Raw genomic sequence first — 16,802 nt, 5'->3', positions numbered from 1 at the left:
CTAAAGATAAAAACTTTTTCCTTTTACGGATTAAGTTTATACTTTTGGAAATAAGGACTTATATTAGCTTTAATACGGATTATATGCTTTGTTATGAGAAATAAAATGGGGTACCGCCTGTTGTGGGAGCGTATTCGTACGGGTGACGAGGGAGCATTTTTTGATCTGTATGCGGCACTCTATCAGGAGCTTGTTAATTTTGGAATCCGCACCTGTGGTGACAGCGACCTGGCAAGTGAAGCAACTGATCAGGTTTTTGTCAAGATCTGGGAAACAAGGGCACAGCTTGAACGCGTTGAAAACGTACAGTCCTATCTTATTACCTTTCTAAAAAGACGTATTCTTCGTCTGATCGAAAAGCAGCATAAAATTAATACGGCACTTCAAAACGTCAAAGCAGAGGATGAATGGATCGAGATGCCTTACGAAGAGTTTGTGATCAAAGTACAAACCAATGAGATTATTCAGATCCGTTTAAAAGAAGCATTGGAGAAGCTGTCTTTTCGCCAGAAACAATTGGTCAATCTGAAGTTTTTTGAAGGCTATTCTTATGAGAAGATCTCAGAAATCACGCAGATGTCTGTCAAAACCGCTTACAATACGCTTTATGATGCATTGAAAATCTTGCGGGAGGAACTAAAGGATATTTAATACGATCGCCTACGGGGGGTGACAGATGTAAAGCATTAAAGGATTGTCAGATTGAATTTTGCTGGTTTTAGGATAGTTTTTCTGAAAAATAAAATACTTATAATGAGGTTGTTATAAAATATTTCATTTTTTTCTTAGGAAAAAAACTGCTTTCAGGGCACTATAGGTTAAATACCCATTAGAATGAGCCAAAAAGATTATAAACAGTTAGAGGATTTTTTGATTGACGATACTTTTCAGAAGTATTGCTCCGGAGAGGATAAAAACTGTATCCTTTACTGGCAACAATACAGCTTAAATCATCCCGAGCAGGCTGAAATGATCTTAAAAGCAAAACGTCTTTACCAAATATTGGTCGGAAACCGAAAATCCGTCCATGAGCAGTTGGAAAGATTGAAAACTGATCTTCAAAATGCTCCCATTGAATCTTCACCTATCCGTCGAATAGCATGGCAAAGATGGGCAGCTATTGCTGCGGTATTCGTCGCTTTAGTGGCGGGCGGAATATGGTATTATACAGTTCCGACACAAGATATTGTCCCTCAGGAGCTGACCGATATTGGTCAGGTTTACCAGACAAAGAAGGGTGAGAAAAAGACTTTTGAGTTAATTGACGGTAGTACTGTCACTTTAAACTCTGCAAGTAAATTGGAGGTGTCTTCGGATTTTAACCATGAATTGCGCCTCGTGAAATTAGTTGGTGAAGGCTATTTTCAGGTCGCGAAGAATAAAGAAAAACCATTTATGGTGCAGGCTTCTGATTTTGATATCAAAGTTTTGGGAACAACCTTCAATGTGAAAAGTTATCCCGAAGAGCCAACAGCCGAAGCCGTATTGGTAGAGGGATCTATTGAGATGAAAAGCAAAGGCCAGCGCGAGAATTCCGTTGTCATTAAGCCAAATCAAAAAATTACAATATTCAAAAATCAGGCTGCACTTTTAGTTAATTCATCTCAGGGAGATAAACCAGCCCTAAGTAAGTTGCCCATTAAGGAAATTGCCATCGAAAATATCCCCGTAGTGGAGTCAGATGCCACCGAAATACCTGATATCGCCTGGAAGGAAAATAGATTAGAAATTGTGGACCAAGATTTCGAAACTTTACGGCGCACGCTGGAGCGTTGGTATGACGTGGATATTCAGCTTCAAAGTGACCAGTTAAAGCAATATCGCTTCACGGCAACCTTTAGCAAAGAAAACATTACTCAGGTACTGAGTGCTTTACAAAAAGTCGAACCTTTTAAATTTGAATTATATGGGAAAAAAATAACTATCTCAGAAAAATAAAAAGGATGGTGGACCAACACCATCCTTCATTGAAAAAATGATTAACCAAAAGCAGCAACATTGGGGCGTGCTGCTTAATATTAATTTTAACCAACACTAAAATATGATTAAAAATTGCTTATTGCAAATGCGCAATGGATATATTGTGCATTTTAGATTCATTATCCGGATGAAACTAGCCTTAATTATGACTACGTGTGCTGTAATCAATGTCTCAGCATCTGTATTTTCCCAACAAAAAGTTTCCTTGGATGTCCAAAAGACAAAACTGAGCAAGGTACTTAAGCTGATCGAAGAGCAAAGTGATTATTACTTTGTTTATAATTCGACCAACGAAAATTTAAATAAAGAAGTATCCGTCAATGTCAATAATACGAAAGTATTGGACGTTCTGGCGAAGCTTTTCAATAAAAGTGGACTGGTATATTCGGTATCAAAAGAAGGCCTTGTTGTGGTGAGTCAGCAGCAACAGGTTTCCGTTTCGGGTTTAGTAACAGACGACAAAGGGAATCCATTGGCAGGAGCCAGTGTTCGTGTTAAAGGAACTGCTGTCGGACGGGCGACCGATATCAATGGGCGATTTTCCATCGAAGCGACTACAGGTAATACGTTGATTGTTTCTTTTGCGGGCTATGCATCGCAAGAAGTGGCCGTGACAAAGGACGGTGACATGAAAATCATCTTAATCGAAGACAATCGGATGTTAAATGAGGTGGTGGTGACTGCCTTGGGGATGAAAAAGGAAAAGCGTTCACTAGGGTACTCCGTTACACAGGTTGCTGGGGAATCCCTAACCACAGCGCGTGAAAATAATGTGATGAATTCACTTGTCGGAAAAGTTGCTGGTCTGGATATTAGCTCAACTTCAGGTGGGGCAGGCGCTGCATCGAATGTAACAATACGCGGGGTTTCCAGTATCTCACAGTCTAATCAACCTTTATACGTGATCAATGGTATTCCAATGGAAAGCAAGCCTGTTGGTGTTGGAAATGCTAATTCCAGAGGAAACTCGGGTAGCCAATGGGACAACGCACCGGATCTGGGAGACGCAATCAGTAATATCAATCCTGACGATATCGAAAGTATTTCGGTATTAAAAGGCGCTGCGGCTTCAGCATTATATGGTTCACGGGCTAAAGCAGGTGTTATTTTGATTACGACCAAATCCGGAAAAGGAAATTCAATAGATTTTAACAGCAATTATGTCGCTGAGAAAATTATCGATCAAACGAACTGGCAAACGGTATATGGTCAGGGGGCAAACGGTGAAAAACCTGCCGATGGTAAGGCCGCAGCACAAGTTGGGGGCTCTAGTTGGGGAGCGAAATTGGACGGCAGTCCAGTGCCCCAGTTTGACGGTGTATCGCGACCTTATTCCTATCAATCAGGTAATCTGGGACGTTTTTATCGTACAGGTTCTACATGGACAAATACCTTGGCATTAAATAAAACATTCGAAGGTGGTTCAATCCGTTTCTCTGGTACGGATGTAAAAAATAAATCTGTTGTTCCTAATTCGGGATTGGATCGACAATCATTTAATCTAGTCGGTTTGTTTGAACCATTGAAAAGGTTGACCATTGATGCGCGTTACAATATGATCTTGGAGCAAGTGAAAAACAGACCCATGGTGTCCGACATGTCAGGTAATGCCAATTTTAACGCAATGTTTTTGCCAACAAGCATCAATGTGAACGATTTAAAACCTTGGAAGAAAGAAAACGGGTTTGAACTTCCGTTTACAACAGGTAATACCTATGCAACCAATCCTTGGTTTGCGGCTTACGAGTTTCAGAATAACACAAAAAGAGATCGTTCAATTGCTTCTTTGACGGCGAAATATACGCTTGAAAATGGACTATTTATTCAAGGACGTGCTGGTCGTGATGCTTATAATGATCACTACAGAAATGTTTTGCCTACCGGAACAGCCTATTATGAGTATGGAAAAATAAATGAACAACAAACAAAATTTGCCGATATAAATGCGGATATCTTAGTGGGCAAAGCTTTTAGTTTTGGTGATTATACAGTAACACCGAATATCGGTGCCAGCTATCGCAATACAAAAATGTCGCAGTTAACGAACTCAGGAACCGATTTTATTATCCCGTTCGTTTATAATATATTAAATGCCAAAAATAAATCTGTTAATTACCTGGAAAGCGAGTCGGAAACTCAGTCTGCATATGGTACAGCGGAGTTTGCCTATAAAGATGTGTTTTATCTGACAGGTAGCTTGCGCTCGGATTGGTATTCCACCTTGGCAACACCGGGTTACGATAATAAATTGAATTCGGTTTATCCTTCAGTTTCAGGTTCATTCATATTTTCGGAGTATTTTAAACCATCTTGGTTGTCTTACGGTAAATTGAGGGCGGGTTTCGCTCAGGTGGGACAGGCCACTGATCCCTATCAGACAATGTTAACTTATAATTTTAGAGGCGAGAATTTAAATGGAGCTCCCTTGGGATCAATTAGCAACAGAGGGATTCCGAATACTTCCCTAAAAGCCTCTATTGCGAGTGAATTGGAAGTAGGTGCTGAACTTCGTTTGTTGAATGATCGCTTAAATGTGGATTTGACTTGGTATAATAAGAAATCAAAAGATGAAATTATATCTAATACAACAACCCCCGCAACAGGATATGTTGCGGCTGTATTGAATTCTGGGGAAATGCAAAACAAGGGTTTTGAGGCACTGATTTCAGCGACCGTCGTGAAATCGGAGAGTTTCAAATGGGTGTCTTCGATAAATGGTTCTTACAATGACAACAAAATTATATCGTTGGCAGATGGCTTAAAAGACCTACTCGTGGCAACTTCACGTTCTAACGTTGGATTTATTATGAACAAAGTGGGTATGTCTGCATTTCAGGTGATGGCCTACGATAATAAATACGATAGTGAAGGTAAGATAGTAACACTGGAAGACGGGTCGCCGGCACGCGGAGAACTTAAATCCTATGGATCAGCAATGAATAAATGGTTTGCGGGTTGGAACAACGAATTTAATTATAAAAATTTCAATCTGTCTTTCCTTATTGATGGTAAATGGGGAGGAAAATTATTCTCAGCAACCGATTATTATGGATATATCTGGGGACTACATCAAAATACGGTGGAAAGACGCGAAGAGATAGGAAGGGCAGCGGCGAAATATTATGAAAATACGGCGAACAACGTTTCGAAAAACTTTGTCAACAGTGCCGACTTTATAAAATTTAGACAACTAATCATCGGTTATACCTTCCCAACAGCAATGTTTAATAATAAAATAAAATCCTTAAATGTAAGTGTTGTAGGACGGAATCTCTTTACATTGATGCGTAAAACCGATAATATTGATCCAGAATCAAGTTACAATGCAACATTCCCCGGTCTTGAATTGGGAGGTGTGCCAGCCATACGCACATTTGGAGCAAACCTAAGTGTTAAATTTTAAATCTAAATTGAAATGAAAGCAATGATTAAACCAATTATATCTACGTTAGCTGTTGGTCTTATTTGTTTGACAGGTAGCTGTACCAAGGATTTTGAAAAAATAAATACAGACCCCATAGCTTATGATAAGGAAAAATGGGATCCTAATTATACTTTATCTTCATCCCAATTATTCTATACAGGCAGTTTTGACTTCGCCTATGATACCTGGCGTGGAAATTTGATTTATTCAGCCACTATGATGCAGGGGTTATCTACAGTAATTAGCTATTGGGCAGGCGATAAATATTTGCTAAATGAAGGTTATACAGCAGCTTATTGGGGAAATGGAACTGTAGGAGCGTATATTGAGCAGGTGCGGAATATTCAGGATGTGGTGATGAATACAAAAGGTAAACCCGAATTAAATAATTTATATCAGATAGCAAGAATTTGGCGCGCTGTTATTTTTGCAAGACTAACTGACCTTTATGGCGATGTACCATATTCGGAAGCTGGTGTTGGGTACTATGAGAAAATTTATAAACCCAAGTTTGATAAACAACAGGATATCTACAATGATTTGCTAAAGGAAGTTGATGAAGCTGTAGCAGCATTGAAGACAGATGGGGACAATGTTTTTGGAGATGTTATTTACAAAGGGAATATTGATAAATGGAAACGTTTTGGAAATTCTTTTTTGCTGCGCCTGGCAATGCGCCTAGTGAAAGTAGATGAGACCAAAGCAAAACAATATGCGACCAAAGCTGTAGCAAATACATTGACTAATAATACTGAAAACGCTTACATCTCACACGATGAAAGTGGTTCGCGTGTAACACAGAATAGAAATTCACAGGTACTATTAGGGGATGGAGGACAAGAATGCTATTATGTGAAGTGGTCAAATACATTTATTGATTTTCTAAAGAAAAATAATGATCCTCGTTTAGGTTTAGTGGCTGTGACTAAATTATATTTAAAAGACGATGTTAAGGCACAGAATCCGGATTATGTAAGTAATCCCGCGGTTCAAAAAGGAATGCCTAATGGAAAGGATTTGAGTTCTGATCCTAAGTATAAAATTAGCAGTGACCCAAGTTTTACCACATTCCCTGATTATTCATCACCGAATCCGAAGATGATCAAGAGAAATGGTGTGACATTTATACTGACATATGCCGAGACAGAGTTGTTGAAGGCAGAAGCCGCAGAGCGTTGGGGGGTTGGAGGTTCGGCTGCTGAACATTACAAAAATGGACTGAAGGCCTCTATTACTTATTTGAATCAATATGATCCAGAACTAGCTGTTTCGGATGCATTAGCAGAGGCATTTGCTGTTGCGAATCCTTATGATGCGAGCAAGGGCTTGGAACAGATCAATATGCAGTATTGGGCACATACGATTACCATGCTGGATTTTTATGAAACTTGGGCCAACTGGAGACGTACAGGGTTTCCAAAACTGACGCCAGTAAACTACCCTGGAAACGCCACTTCAGGAACTATTCCACGTCGTTTTCCATATCCTTCTACGGAAGAGGCTATCAATGGCGAAAATTTTAAAGCAGCAGCAGCGGCAGTACCCGGCGGGGATAATCTTGCAGGCCGGGTCTGGTGGGACAAATAATCACAATGGTTTGTTTTTTTTGAGGCTGAACTTTCGTAGTTTGGCCTCTTTAAACCTCTTATAAATTACTATGAACCTAAAAAATCAAATTTTGCTAATTGCGGTTATGCCATGCATAGTCTTTTCCTGCAATAATGCCGGTGAACAACAGAAGGAAAATAAGGCTGCAAAAGCCAAATCATTGACCGGGACTTACAGACTCCTGGAAAGTAAAACAATCAAAGGGAAGGATACAGTGACTGCATTCGCGGATACCAGTAAAACCGAAATGTTTAAAATGTTTAATGAAGATCATTTTTCGTTTTTCAACCACGACAAGGAAAAAGGTAAAGGGAAAGAGCCTCATTTTCTTGCTGGTGGGGGGACTTATTCATTTGACGGTAAAAATTACCAAGAACGGCTACAATATTGTAGTCTGCGCGATTGGGAAAGCAATAAGTTCGATTTCGAATTGGAATTTAAGGGGGATACACTTATTCAAAGGGGGGAGGAGAACTTGCCTGAACTTGGTGTAAAACATACCATTATTGAAACCTATCTAAAAATAAAATAATATAACACTGGCTTATTGAAGATCTCATAAAACTTCATAAAGTATTTTTTGTTAATGCAAGCACCCAAGGTATTCTTTGGGTGTTTTTTTTATTGCTTAAAAACAGTGAAAAAAGTTGTTTATTGCGGTTTACGAGTGCTTTGTTATTTATTTTAGAAAAAAAATAAAATTATATTGCAACATTTTTCAACGCTTTCCGACTATAGAATAGAAACATAGAAAATTAACAGTATTAAATAGTACACGTGCAGAATCAACTTAGCGATAGAGACTTATTAGCTATGTGCCAGTCCGGTAACGAATCAGGGTTTGCACAGCTTTATCATCGCTATGCGAAGAAGATTTTTAACTCGATCTATCGGATTTTGTCCAATCAGGAGGAGAGCGAGGATATTTTACAGGAGACTTTTGTGGAGTTTTTCTCAAAATCCGATAAGTGGCATGCGGTACTAAATGTTGAGGCTTGGTTGCGGCGGATGGGAGTGAATAAAGCGATCTCTCTTTTACGGAAGAATAAGCAATATCACACACCGATTGATGATCTGGAAATCCGGGACGAGGGTGAAGATGAGTTATTGGAAAAGGAATGGCGGGAATGCCGATTAACTGACCTGGAATCGGTTATTGATCAGTTGACCGGGATACCCAAAATGATTATCAATCTTTATCTTTTTGAAGATATGAGCCATGATGAAGTTGCTGAGTCTTTGGGAATGACGGCCGTAGCGGTAAGGAGTCAATACCATCGTGCCAAAAAGAAAATTTACGAACAATTGAAGGAGAGGTATAATTATGCGGGATAATTTGAAAGATTTTGTAAATGCGAATCGGGATGCATTTGACCATAGAGAACCTTCTGCGGATTTATGGAATAAAATCAAACCACAGGTAGTTCCTCCGGTACAGGAAAAGAAAATTAAACCATTATGGCGATGGGCAAGCATTGCAGCAGCGACATTATTGGCTGGTACTGCTACATTACTGATTTTTAATCAGCAAGAAGATCACGCGACCAAAGTAGCAGATAGAAGACCAGTTTCTGTCCAAAAGGATGCATCGGAAACAATGACACCTGCACAGCAGGGAGTTTCTGTAGAAATTGAAAAGAAGGAGCCGGTTCGAACCATACAAACAATGTCAAATGTTCAAAAAATAAATCGTGTGGCTAAAGTGAAAGGACAAAAAATAGTTCAGGACAAGAATCGGTCGGCCAAAAAACAGGATTATATGGAAATGCTTCAGGATTCCACTTGGGCAAGTACACGTCTCGCAGCCATACTTGCTCTACAAAAACAAGGAGATCTGAATGACGATGCAACACGAGTGCTGGAGAAAATGGCAGTTTCTGATGAAAGCAGCAATGTACGTATGGCAGCCATTGAGACCTTATTGGAAGGAATGACACCGGAAGCCAGACAACAGAAAGTTCAGGATTTTTTTGTCGCACAGAATGACCCTACATTGCAGGTCGAACTGATGCAAATGATCGGGCAGCGAGATGAGCTGGAAATGAAAAACAGCACAAAGGATAAACTGAATGCGATCGTGGAAGATCCCTTTACATTGAAGTTTGTGAAAGAACAGGCCTATGCCGTGTTGCTGCATCAATAAGGGAACAAAGCGATAAGGACTATGAAACAAATGGGATAGGCGGGGCCAGCGAATACAGGAGGAGATTAAAAAAAATTAGATAAAGAAACATTAAAATTAAGGAAATGAAAAGGATAAGAATAATCATCATGGGAATGGCGCTGATTTTTGCACATGCATTGCAGGCTCAGATATCAGAGCATGTGGAGGGGGCTGTACCGCCGAAGCCTCCCAGACCACCAAGAGCAATTCGAAGTGCTGTTGAAAATAGTGGAAAGAAAGTTTGGAAAGAGTTTAAAGTACCTGCTTTAGGAGAGAAGTTATTGCTAAAATTTGATAATGTGGCTATCGAAGGCTATAATGGCAAAGAAGTTTTAATTACAGCGAATGTAGAGGAGCAGGAAGAAAACGACCGTGCTAAAGGTTTACGCGTAGTCAACGGTTCGGGTTTGTCCGATAATTCGGGAATGGGGATGAATATCCAGAATAATGCTGGCGTGACCGAAATCAGCATGGTCGGCATGCCAATGGAGGATTCGGTACATGTGCGTGTTCCTTTTAATCTTCCTATTAGCGTAAAAGGCCGCGGCGGTTTTTTTAATGGCGGTGGTATCGAGATAAAGGATGTTAAAGCTGAGGTGGAGATTTCCAGCACGATGGGCGATGTCAAGGTGATCAATGTAACAGGACCGATTAATGTAAAGGTTGCTCAGGGTGATGTTGTTGCCAAATTTGTGCAGCCCGTCAAAGGGCCTATTTCGCTCATTGCCGCAATGGGTGCGGTGGATGTGGCCTTCCCCGCAAAATTCGGCGCCAACGTAGATATGAAGACCTCAATGGGCAATATCTATGCGGCAGATGAATTTCAATTTGAAAAGCCTGTTGAGGAACCTAAAAGTAGTCCTTACAACATGTCAAATACTGTTAAAGGAAAAATGAATGGTGGCGGACAGGATGTGATCCTGAAGACTTCTATGGGTGATATCTATATTAGATCCCAAAAATAGTAGATGAAGTTGAAATAGGCTGACCACATTTAGCATACAAATGCAAAAAACCTTAACTACCGATAGGTAGTTAAGGTTTTTTTGATGTGTTTTCAGTTGTGCCTAAAGTTTTGAAATAGGTCTGTTATTTTTTCGGTTCCATGCGTACCAAATACTGATCATTTTCATCTTCATATAGAATCTGGACTACCCAGCCCAGTTCATGGGATATGTTGATCAGTTTATCCTGATCTAAATACAGCCATTTGAAGGGAAACCCCCTTTGTCCTTTATATTCATATTGATATTGGATCTCTCCAAAATAGTAGGGCGGCTTTTTGATATTATAATCTTCGTAGAGATAAGTGATGTCCGAAGAATCGAAAATAAGCTGCCCTTTTTCAGTTAGAAGTTCTTTACTATGGTGCAATAGCTGTTTAAAACCAGCAATGTCACGAGAAATACCGACACCATTCATAAGAAACAGAAGCGTATCATACTTTTGTCCGTTAAATTGATAAAAATTTTGACAGATGATATTTTGTACGCCGCGTTGTTGCATAATATGGCAGGCAGTTGGTGATATTTCCAATGCATCAACCTCAAATCCCTTATCCTGTAAATACAAGCTATGACTGCCTACTCCCGCTCCTACATCCAATACCCGTCCGTCACAGAGCGATAATGCGATAAACTCCAGTTCTGGAAAATCATCTGCATCCCTAAAAAAAACTTCTACGGGCATTTCTTCTTCTTCCCCATAACTTGTATAAAGCATTAATGGGAATTTTTCTTCCTGGTGGACAAAGTAATCGTCCAATGCCTCACCATATACGTCTCTAAAAATTGTCATTATCGATCATTAATACTTTTTTTGCGATATAAATGGAATCTTCATCACCAGTGTGTTTCATTGGCTCATCCGAAAGTTTGATGACAGGTGTCCATTGGTCGTCTTCCGGGAGAGCATCGGTCATTTTGATGACGATGTTCATAGGTTTAAGTCCCACATCGTTGGTAAAGTTGGTACCAACACCAAAGGAGTGTAATATCTTGCCTTCGCAATAATTCGCTATCCGCTCAACTTTATCGTAATCGAGCCCATCGGAAAATATAATTGTCTTTGACAGCGGATCTATGCCATTTTTCTTGTAATGTGCAATAACCTTGTCCGTAAATTCCAACGGGTCGCCGCTGTCGTGTCGTACACCGTCAAATAATTTGGTGAGCTTTTTATCGAATTGCTGAAAGAAAACTTCCGTGGTATAGGTATCGGATAACGCAATCCCAAGGTCGCCTCGATATACATCAGACCAGTGTTCCAGCCCCAGCAGGTTAGCCATCTTATAGCCATATTTGGCGGCGTGAAACATAAACCATTCGTGTGCATGCGTGCCGATGGGTTTGGTCTCATATTTCATGGCCAGATGAACGTTGCTGGTTCCGATAAAGGTTCTTTCTCCGTATTGCTTTAATGTACGGACAACCAAATCGTGAACTTCATAAGAATGCCTTCTGCGGGTGCCAAAATCAGCGATGGTGATATGGAGTTTTTTGTATTTTTCAATTTTGTCTTTAGCTGTGGCGATGACTCCTTCATCTGATGCACGGATTAAGCCTTGTGATTCATAAAAAAGCTCACAGATAAGTGACATTAACGGTACCTCCCAAAGAATAGTGCGATACCAGTACCCTTCGATGATAACCTCTAGATCAGGTCCATCCTGTGTGATCTTAACTTCATCGGGATCATAACGATAACCTTGCAGAAAATCAAAATAGGTTGGATCAATGTAGGGGCAGTTTCTCGCGAAAAAGGCTTTTTCAGCTTTGGTAAGCCGTAAGTCTGCCATTTCGTTTACAGCCTCCTTCAAAAGGACATCGAACCCTTCCGGAAACTTGTGATGGCCCCGATTGATAAAGTGGTAGCGCGCTTTTGCCTTTGGAAAGAGCTTAACTACCGCATTCTGCATCGTGAATTTATAAAAGTCGTTATCTAATATAGAGGTGAATGAAGCCATCTTTATTAATCTGATTTTTGTTTGAGTTTGTAAATTTACTAATTAACATGAAATTGTGCGGATTGTTCATCATAAATAAAACTTTCGCGGTTCGATGGCTGCGCGAATAGCGCCGGAAATTTTAATGGAATGACTAGGGGAGCAAAGGAAATTCCTCGAAGTCTAAAGAGAATAAAGAAGAATCAACAAGCGGCCGGATGACAAAAAAGCGGGTCAGTGATTCACTGACCCGCTTTTTATCCTAAATTTAATCTATTATTATCGTGTACGTGTTCTTTCAGAACCGCCGCTTGAACGGCTAGCGCCTTCAGATGATCTTGATCTTGGCGCTGAAGAGCTACCGCTATGTGCCGAACCTGATCTATCCACCGCAGGGGCCGAGGACCTAGTACGGGTGTTCTCATAGCTTCTATTTTGTACTGGCTGGGTAGCTTGATTTACAGGCTGACTAGAACGCGTTCTACTGTTGCTTGTCTCATAACTCCTATTTTGCACCGGTTGAGCAGGTTGGTATACGGGCTGGCTAGAACGGGTTCTGCTGTTACCCGATTCATAGTTTCCATTTCTTTGCGGTGTCGTTGTTGGCTGCGAACCGCGTGAAGAAATGGCGTCAACAGTGTTTCCTTGTCTGGTTCTACCGGTAGAAGTAGGGTTGTTATTATTTGCTGGATTCGACTGCCTGTCGGATCGTGTTCTGAAATCGTAATTATTTGAATTGGGCGTTGTTCCAACATTATTTCTGTTGGTTGCTCCATTGTCTCTTGTTCTACTGTTATTGTCAGTAGAGCTACGTGTAGACCCGTTGCTGTTTGCATCATTACGTGATCTGACCGAGGCATTACCACTATTGTCTATATATAACTCCCGGTTTCCAGATCTGGAATTGATGTTATCCCGATTGGAAATGACACGGTTGTTGCGGTCTGATATCGCACTATTATTATTACGTGTGCGGGTCGATGCATCGACGACATTGGTCGGGCGTGCCGATGAACGTGTGTTGCGGTCTACAGTCGGACGGTACATACTGATTTCGTTTGTCCTCGTACGGCTGTTGCTGCTGCGCGCAGATCCGGGTCTGTCCGCATTGGCAATCCGATTGACCGTAACACTTCTGCCTGTATAACGTTCGATATCAGATCGACGCGGTCCACCGACATAGTAATTATTGTTGATGATAGTCGTATTGTTGATAACAGTAGTTCTATTATAGATGCTGTTATAATTTCGACGATTCACATAATATCTATCCATGTTTCGGTTCATAAAATGATTGACTGAAACAAAGGTCCAGAAGTTCATGGGGATATTGACAGAAACATTGATATTCATGCCGGGACCTAATGGAGCCCAGCCATAATAATCATTGCTTTGACGCCAGTTTACCCATGCTGGTCCCCATTCATAGTCAGGAACCCAACCCCAGCCATAGCGGTCATTGTAATTCCAACGACCATAGTGGAAAGGAGCCCAGCCCCAATCGTAGTTGGAGACCCAGGTATTACCATAATCCGTCATCGACCAATACCCATTGGTTGCATAAGGTTGGAAATCAGGGCCAGCATCCGGAATCCACACATATCCATAGTTCGGATCATTGACCCATTGCCCGTATGGTGAAAGCTCATCATAGAACATCTGAAATGAAACACCGGAATTGCTATAATTGTTATACCCTGTGTTGTATCCCCCTCTTTGGGCCATGGAAGTTGTACAACTTGTGAAAGAAGCAACACCGATCAAACCCAATGCCCAATATTTTATATTCCTTAAATTTTTCATCTTCGTAATATTTTAAAGTATGACAAAACTCTATGCGCTTGTCGTTGTTATTATGACAGCATAACGTATTAAATGGTTTAATCAGTACACTATAAATCTGATTTTTTTTATATAAAAGTCAAATTGATGATCTTTTTACATAAACGACAATTTTAGATACATATTTTTTATTTACCTTTACCGCTCGAATTGTTACGTGTTTGTTGAGCATATAAGGTGTTTTATGACACATTGATTTGACATAGACATATTTTTAAATGGCTAAAAAACTTCAGACTTTTTTTCTAGAATTCGCGAACATTCACCGTTTCTTATTGCGGTTTTGGCGCGAATTAGTAACACCACCATACGAATTCAAGGAAATTATACGCCAATGCTATGAGATAGGCTATAAGTCGTTGCCTTTGATCAGTTTAACCGGATTTATCGTTGGCTTTGTATTTACAAAACAGTCTCGTCCTTCGTTGGAAGAATTTGGTGCAACTTCGATGTTACCGTCCTTGATCTCCATTGCAATTGTTCGGGCTTTGGCCCCTTTGGTAACGGCTTTGATTGCCTCCGGTAAAGTGGGGTCACAGATCGGTGCTGAATTAAGTTCGATGAATGTGACCGAGCAGATCGATGCCATGGAGGTGTCGGGTACAAATCCTTATAAGTATTTGATTGTAAGTAGAATTTTAGCTACAACCATCGGTATTCCTGTCCTCTGTTTTTATGTGGCCGGTATTGGTCTCTTGGGCGGTTACCTGAGTATGATGAGTAAAGATGACCTGAGTTTTTTGAGTTTTTTTACACAGGTTTTTGAAACCATTGCTTTCAAAGATTTGGGGGCTATGGTATTGCGTGCGGTGATATTTGGTTTTACCATTGGAGCTGTTAGTTGCTATTGCGGCTATTTTTCTTCGAAAGGTACCGAGGGGGTAGGTAAAGCTGCCAACGCTGCTGTAGTCGCTTCAATGTTCCTTGTATTTATTGAGGAAATAATTATTGTTCAGGTTTTGTCGTTCTTTGGATAGTGGTATATGGAAAAAGCGAAATTAAATATAGATCATTCTCAATCTGTTATTGAAATCAGAAATGTGAGTAAATCTTTTGGAGATAACCATGTACTGAAGAATGTTAATCTGGATTTATATAAAGAAGAAAACCTTGTTGTTTTAGGCCGTTCAGGTACGGGTAAGTCGGTTCTGATTAAGTTGATTTCTGGCTTATTAAAACCGGATGAAGGGGCAATTGATGTATTGGGTGAATCTGTTACTGAATTAAACGATCGTCAACTGCGTGAATTACGGTTAAAAATAGGTTTTTCTTTCCAGAATAGCGCGCTTTATGACAGTATGACGGTTCGTGAGAATTTGGAGTTTCCTTTGGTGAGAAACAAACGGAAGCTGACTCGATCTGAGATTAATTATGCGGTAGAAGAAGTGTTGGATGGGGTAGGCTTATCCCAGGCAATCAACCAGATGCCATCTGAACTGTCCGGAGGCCAGCGTAAGCGGATTGGTATAGCGCGTACGTTAATCCTTAGGCCGGAGATTATGATGTACGATGAGCCCACGGCGGGTTTGGATCCGATTACCTGTTTGGATATTAATGGGTTGATTAATGAGGTTCAGGAGCGGTATAAGACTTCGTCAATTATTATTACACACGATTTGGCCTGTGCAAAAGAAGTCGGTGATCGTATTGTGATGTTACTGGACGGTAAATTTGAAAGACAGGGGTCTTTTGAGGAAATTTTTGATACAGATGACGCACGGGTAAGGGCGTTTTATAATTATAATTTTATTCTATAATATACATGAGTAAGGCAGAAAATAAAAGAGCAATCATTGTTGGTATTTTTGTTTTTTTAGGCGTATTGATTCTTTTGGCCGGGATTTTTATTTTAGGCAGTCAACAGAAGAAATTTACAAGAAACATCGAGATCACCACTTCATTTCCTGATGTTGCAGGATTGAAAGTAGGAAGTAATGTCTGGTTTTCTGGAGTTAAGGTGGGCATTATTAAAAATATTCATTTTAAAAGTGTACAGGATGTCGAAGTTGTTTTGACTATTGAAGAGAAATCTGCAGAATATATCCGTAAGGATGCAGTCACAAAATTGGGTTCTGATGGACTGATCGGTAATAAGATTGTTGTTATTTCAGGAGGATCTCAAAACGCACCTACCGTAGAAACAGGTGACTTCCTGCGGTCCGCCAAAACTGCGGATATGGAAGCGATGATGGAGACATTGCAGGTGAATAACGAAAACTTAGCTAAGATTACCACAGACTTTGTCGAGATATCACGTGGATTGGCAGATGGCAAGGGGATGGTCGGTGCGATGTTGACCGATACGGCTATGGTGAATACCTTACGTGCGAGTTTATTGTCCATCAGTGCGGCAATGAACAATGCAAACAAGGCATCGGCTAACTTGGTGACGTTGACAAATTCGTTGAACAGCAACAGAGGTTTGATCCATGATCTGACCACAGATACCGCGATATTCTCCAATTTACGTCAATCTGCTGCCCAATTGCAGGGCGTTTCGCAGACCGCAAATGCATTGATCAATAATTTGAATAACGCCTCAAGCAGATTGAACGATAAGGATAATGCCGTAGGTGTCTTATTGAATGATCCTGCTTCGGCTGACCAGATTAAGTCGGCAATTAACAACTTGAATTCAAGTACCGAAAAGTTGGATGAAAATATGGAAGCCTTGCAACATAACTTCCTATTACGCGGCTTCTTTAAGAAAAAAATGAAGGAAAATGCGAAGAAAGCCGAATTACTTAAGGCAGATAGTGCACAGTAAACTGTCGTAAACATATTATCGAAAGGCTTTACGCTTGCGTAGAGCCTTTTTTTCTTTAATAAATAACAAATCA

Annotated in this window: 14 protein-coding genes; 11 read left to right on the top strand and 3 right to left on the bottom strand. The window is 40.4% G+C overall.

Annotated features, from left to right (window positions below; translation table 11 throughout):
- Positions 1-93 precede the first annotated feature (93 nt).
- The 8 genes from G6053_RS21785 to G6053_RS21750 all read left to right on the top strand — a co-directional run bounded on the left by G6053_RS21785 (position 94) and on the right by G6053_RS21750 (position 10,141).
- Positions 94-651, top strand: coding sequence for a sigma-70 family RNA polymerase sigma factor (locus G6053_RS21785; protein ID WP_165308461.1), 558 nt, complete (start codon positions 94-96; stop codon positions 649-651).
- Positions 652-834: 183 nt separating this feature from the next.
- On the top strand, positions 835-1,938 hold the full coding sequence (locus G6053_RS21780; protein WP_165308459.1) for a FecR domain-containing protein: 1,104 nt from the start codon (positions 835-837) through the stop codon (positions 1,936-1,938).
- Between the two features lie 187 nt (positions 1,939-2,125).
- Positions 2,126-5,383 carry a SusC/RagA family TonB-linked outer membrane protein gene (locus G6053_RS21775; RefSeq protein WP_241254799.1) on the top strand — a complete coding sequence of 1,086 codons (3,258 nt, stop codon included), beginning with the start codon at positions 2,126-2,128 and terminating at the stop codon, positions 5,381-5,383.
- 12 nt (positions 5,384-5,395) lie between these two features.
- Positions 5,396-6,991 (top strand): SusD/RagB family nutrient-binding outer membrane lipoprotein, encoded by a 1,596-nt coding sequence (locus G6053_RS21770; RefSeq protein ID WP_108635693.1) that lies wholly within the window; start codon positions 5,396-5,398, stop codon positions 6,989-6,991.
- A gap of 70 nt (positions 6,992-7,061) precedes the next feature.
- Positions 7,062-7,544: a hypothetical protein gene (locus G6053_RS21765; protein ID WP_206531793.1), complete on the top strand. Its 483-nt coding sequence runs from the start codon at positions 7,062-7,064 to the stop codon at positions 7,542-7,544.
- Between the two features lie 245 nt (positions 7,545-7,789).
- Positions 7,790-8,347, top strand: coding sequence for an RNA polymerase sigma factor (locus G6053_RS21760; RefSeq protein WP_147430301.1), 558 nt, complete (start codon positions 7,790-7,792; stop codon positions 8,345-8,347).
- Positions 8,337-9,155, top strand: a complete 819-nt coding sequence (locus G6053_RS21755) for a HEAT repeat domain-containing protein (protein WP_165308457.1) — start codon at positions 8,337-8,339, stop codon at positions 9,153-9,155. Before G6053_RS21760 ends, G6053_RS21755 begins: the two co-directional genes overlap by 11 nt.
- Positions 9,156-9,259: 104 nt before the next feature.
- On the top strand, positions 9,260-10,141 hold the full coding sequence (locus tag G6053_RS21750) for a DUF4097 family beta strand repeat-containing protein (RefSeq protein WP_108635696.1): 882 nt from the start codon (positions 9,260-9,262) through the stop codon (positions 10,139-10,141).
- A gap of 124 nt (positions 10,142-10,265) precedes the next feature.
- Here the strand turns inward: G6053_RS21750 and G6053_RS21745 are convergent, their stop codons facing one another.
- The 3 genes from G6053_RS21745 to G6053_RS21735 form a co-directional block, all read right to left on the bottom strand.
- Positions 10,266-10,973: a methyltransferase domain-containing protein gene (locus G6053_RS21745; RefSeq protein WP_241254798.1), complete on the bottom strand. Its 708-nt coding sequence runs from the start codon at positions 10,971-10,973 to the stop codon at positions 10,266-10,268.
- Positions 10,960-12,141 carry a nicotinate phosphoribosyltransferase gene (gene pncB, locus G6053_RS21740; protein WP_165308455.1) on the bottom strand — a complete coding sequence of 394 codons (1,182 nt, stop codon included), beginning with the start codon at positions 12,139-12,141 and terminating at the stop codon, positions 10,960-10,962. The genes G6053_RS21745 and pncB overlap by 14 nt, the downstream gene beginning before the upstream one ends.
- 258 nt (positions 12,142-12,399) lie before the next feature.
- The gene (locus G6053_RS21735; protein ID WP_165308453.1) at positions 12,400-13,923 is read right to left on the bottom strand and encodes a DUF6600 domain-containing protein; all 1,524 of its coding nucleotides are present in this window, start codon (positions 13,921-13,923) and stop codon (positions 12,400-12,402) included.
- A gap of 257 nt (positions 13,924-14,180) precedes the next feature.
- Between G6053_RS21735 and G6053_RS21730 the strand changes: the two genes are divergently transcribed.
- From G6053_RS21730 to G6053_RS21720, 3 genes are read left to right on the top strand one after another with little or no spacing between them, the layout of a single operon-like run.
- Positions 14,181-14,939, top strand: a complete 759-nt coding sequence (locus tag G6053_RS21730; RefSeq protein ID WP_108635700.1) for an ABC transporter permease — start codon at positions 14,181-14,183, stop codon at positions 14,937-14,939.
- A 6-nt stretch (positions 14,940-14,945) separates the two neighbouring features.
- Positions 14,946-15,719, top strand: a complete 774-nt coding sequence (locus G6053_RS21725; RefSeq protein WP_108635701.1) for an ATP-binding cassette domain-containing protein — start codon at positions 14,946-14,948, stop codon at positions 15,717-15,719.
- Between the two features lie 5 nt (positions 15,720-15,724).
- Positions 15,725-16,729 carry an MlaD family protein gene (locus tag G6053_RS21720; RefSeq protein WP_108635702.1) on the top strand — a complete coding sequence of 335 codons (1,005 nt, stop codon included), beginning with the start codon at positions 15,725-15,727 and terminating at the stop codon, positions 16,727-16,729.
- Positions 16,730-16,802 lie beyond the last annotated feature (73 nt).

This window comes from Sphingobacterium sp. DR205 (genome assembly GCF_011064245.1).
GTDB lineage: Bacteria > Bacteroidota > Bacteroidia > Sphingobacteriales > Sphingobacteriaceae > Sphingobacterium > Sphingobacterium athyrii.
The sequence above is the reverse complement of the archived record's forward strand: the minus strand, read 5'-3'. Positions and strand labels throughout refer to the sequence as shown.

Excerpts from the sequence above, each read along its gene's own strand:
- G6053_RS21775 (WP_241254799.1), top strand. The coding sequence starts at position 2,126 with ATGACTACGTGTGCTGTAATCAATGTCTCAGCATCTGTATTTTCCCAA.
- G6053_RS21730 (WP_108635700.1), top strand. The coding sequence starts at position 14,181 with ATGGCTAAAAAACTTCAGACTTTTTTTCTAGAATTCGCGAACATTCAC.
- G6053_RS21745 (WP_241254798.1), bottom strand. The coding sequence starts at position 10,973 with ATGACAATTTTTAGAGACGTATATGGTGAGGCATTGGACGATTACTTT.
- G6053_RS21765 (WP_206531793.1), top strand. The coding sequence starts at position 7,062 with ATGAACCTAAAAAATCAAATTTTGCTAATTGCGGTTATGCCATGCATA.
- G6053_RS21750 (WP_108635696.1), top strand. The coding sequence starts at position 9,260 with ATGAAAAGGATAAGAATAATCATCATGGGAATGGCGCTGATTTTTGCA.
- G6053_RS21755 (WP_165308457.1), top strand. The coding sequence starts at position 8,337 with ATGCGGGATAATTTGAAAGATTTTGTAAATGCGAATCGGGATGCATTT.
- G6053_RS21735 (WP_165308453.1), bottom strand. The coding sequence starts at position 13,923 with ATGAAAAATTTAAGGAATATAAAATATTGGGCATTGGGTTTGATCGGT.
- G6053_RS21770 (WP_108635693.1), top strand. The coding sequence starts at position 5,396 with ATGAAAGCAATGATTAAACCAATTATATCTACGTTAGCTGTTGGTCTT.
- pncB (WP_165308455.1), bottom strand. The coding sequence starts at position 12,141 with ATGGCTTCATTCACCTCTATATTAGATAACGACTTTTATAAATTCACG.
- G6053_RS21785 (WP_165308461.1), top strand. The coding sequence starts at position 94 with ATGAGAAATAAAATGGGGTACCGCCTGTTGTGGGAGCGTATTCGTACG.
- G6053_RS21780 (WP_165308459.1), top strand. The coding sequence starts at position 835 with ATGAGCCAAAAAGATTATAAACAGTTAGAGGATTTTTTGATTGACGAT.
- G6053_RS21725 (WP_108635701.1), top strand. The coding sequence starts at position 14,946 with ATGGAAAAAGCGAAATTAAATATAGATCATTCTCAATCTGTTATTGAA.
- G6053_RS21720 (WP_108635702.1), top strand. The coding sequence starts at position 15,725 with ATGAGTAAGGCAGAAAATAAAAGAGCAATCATTGTTGGTATTTTTGTT.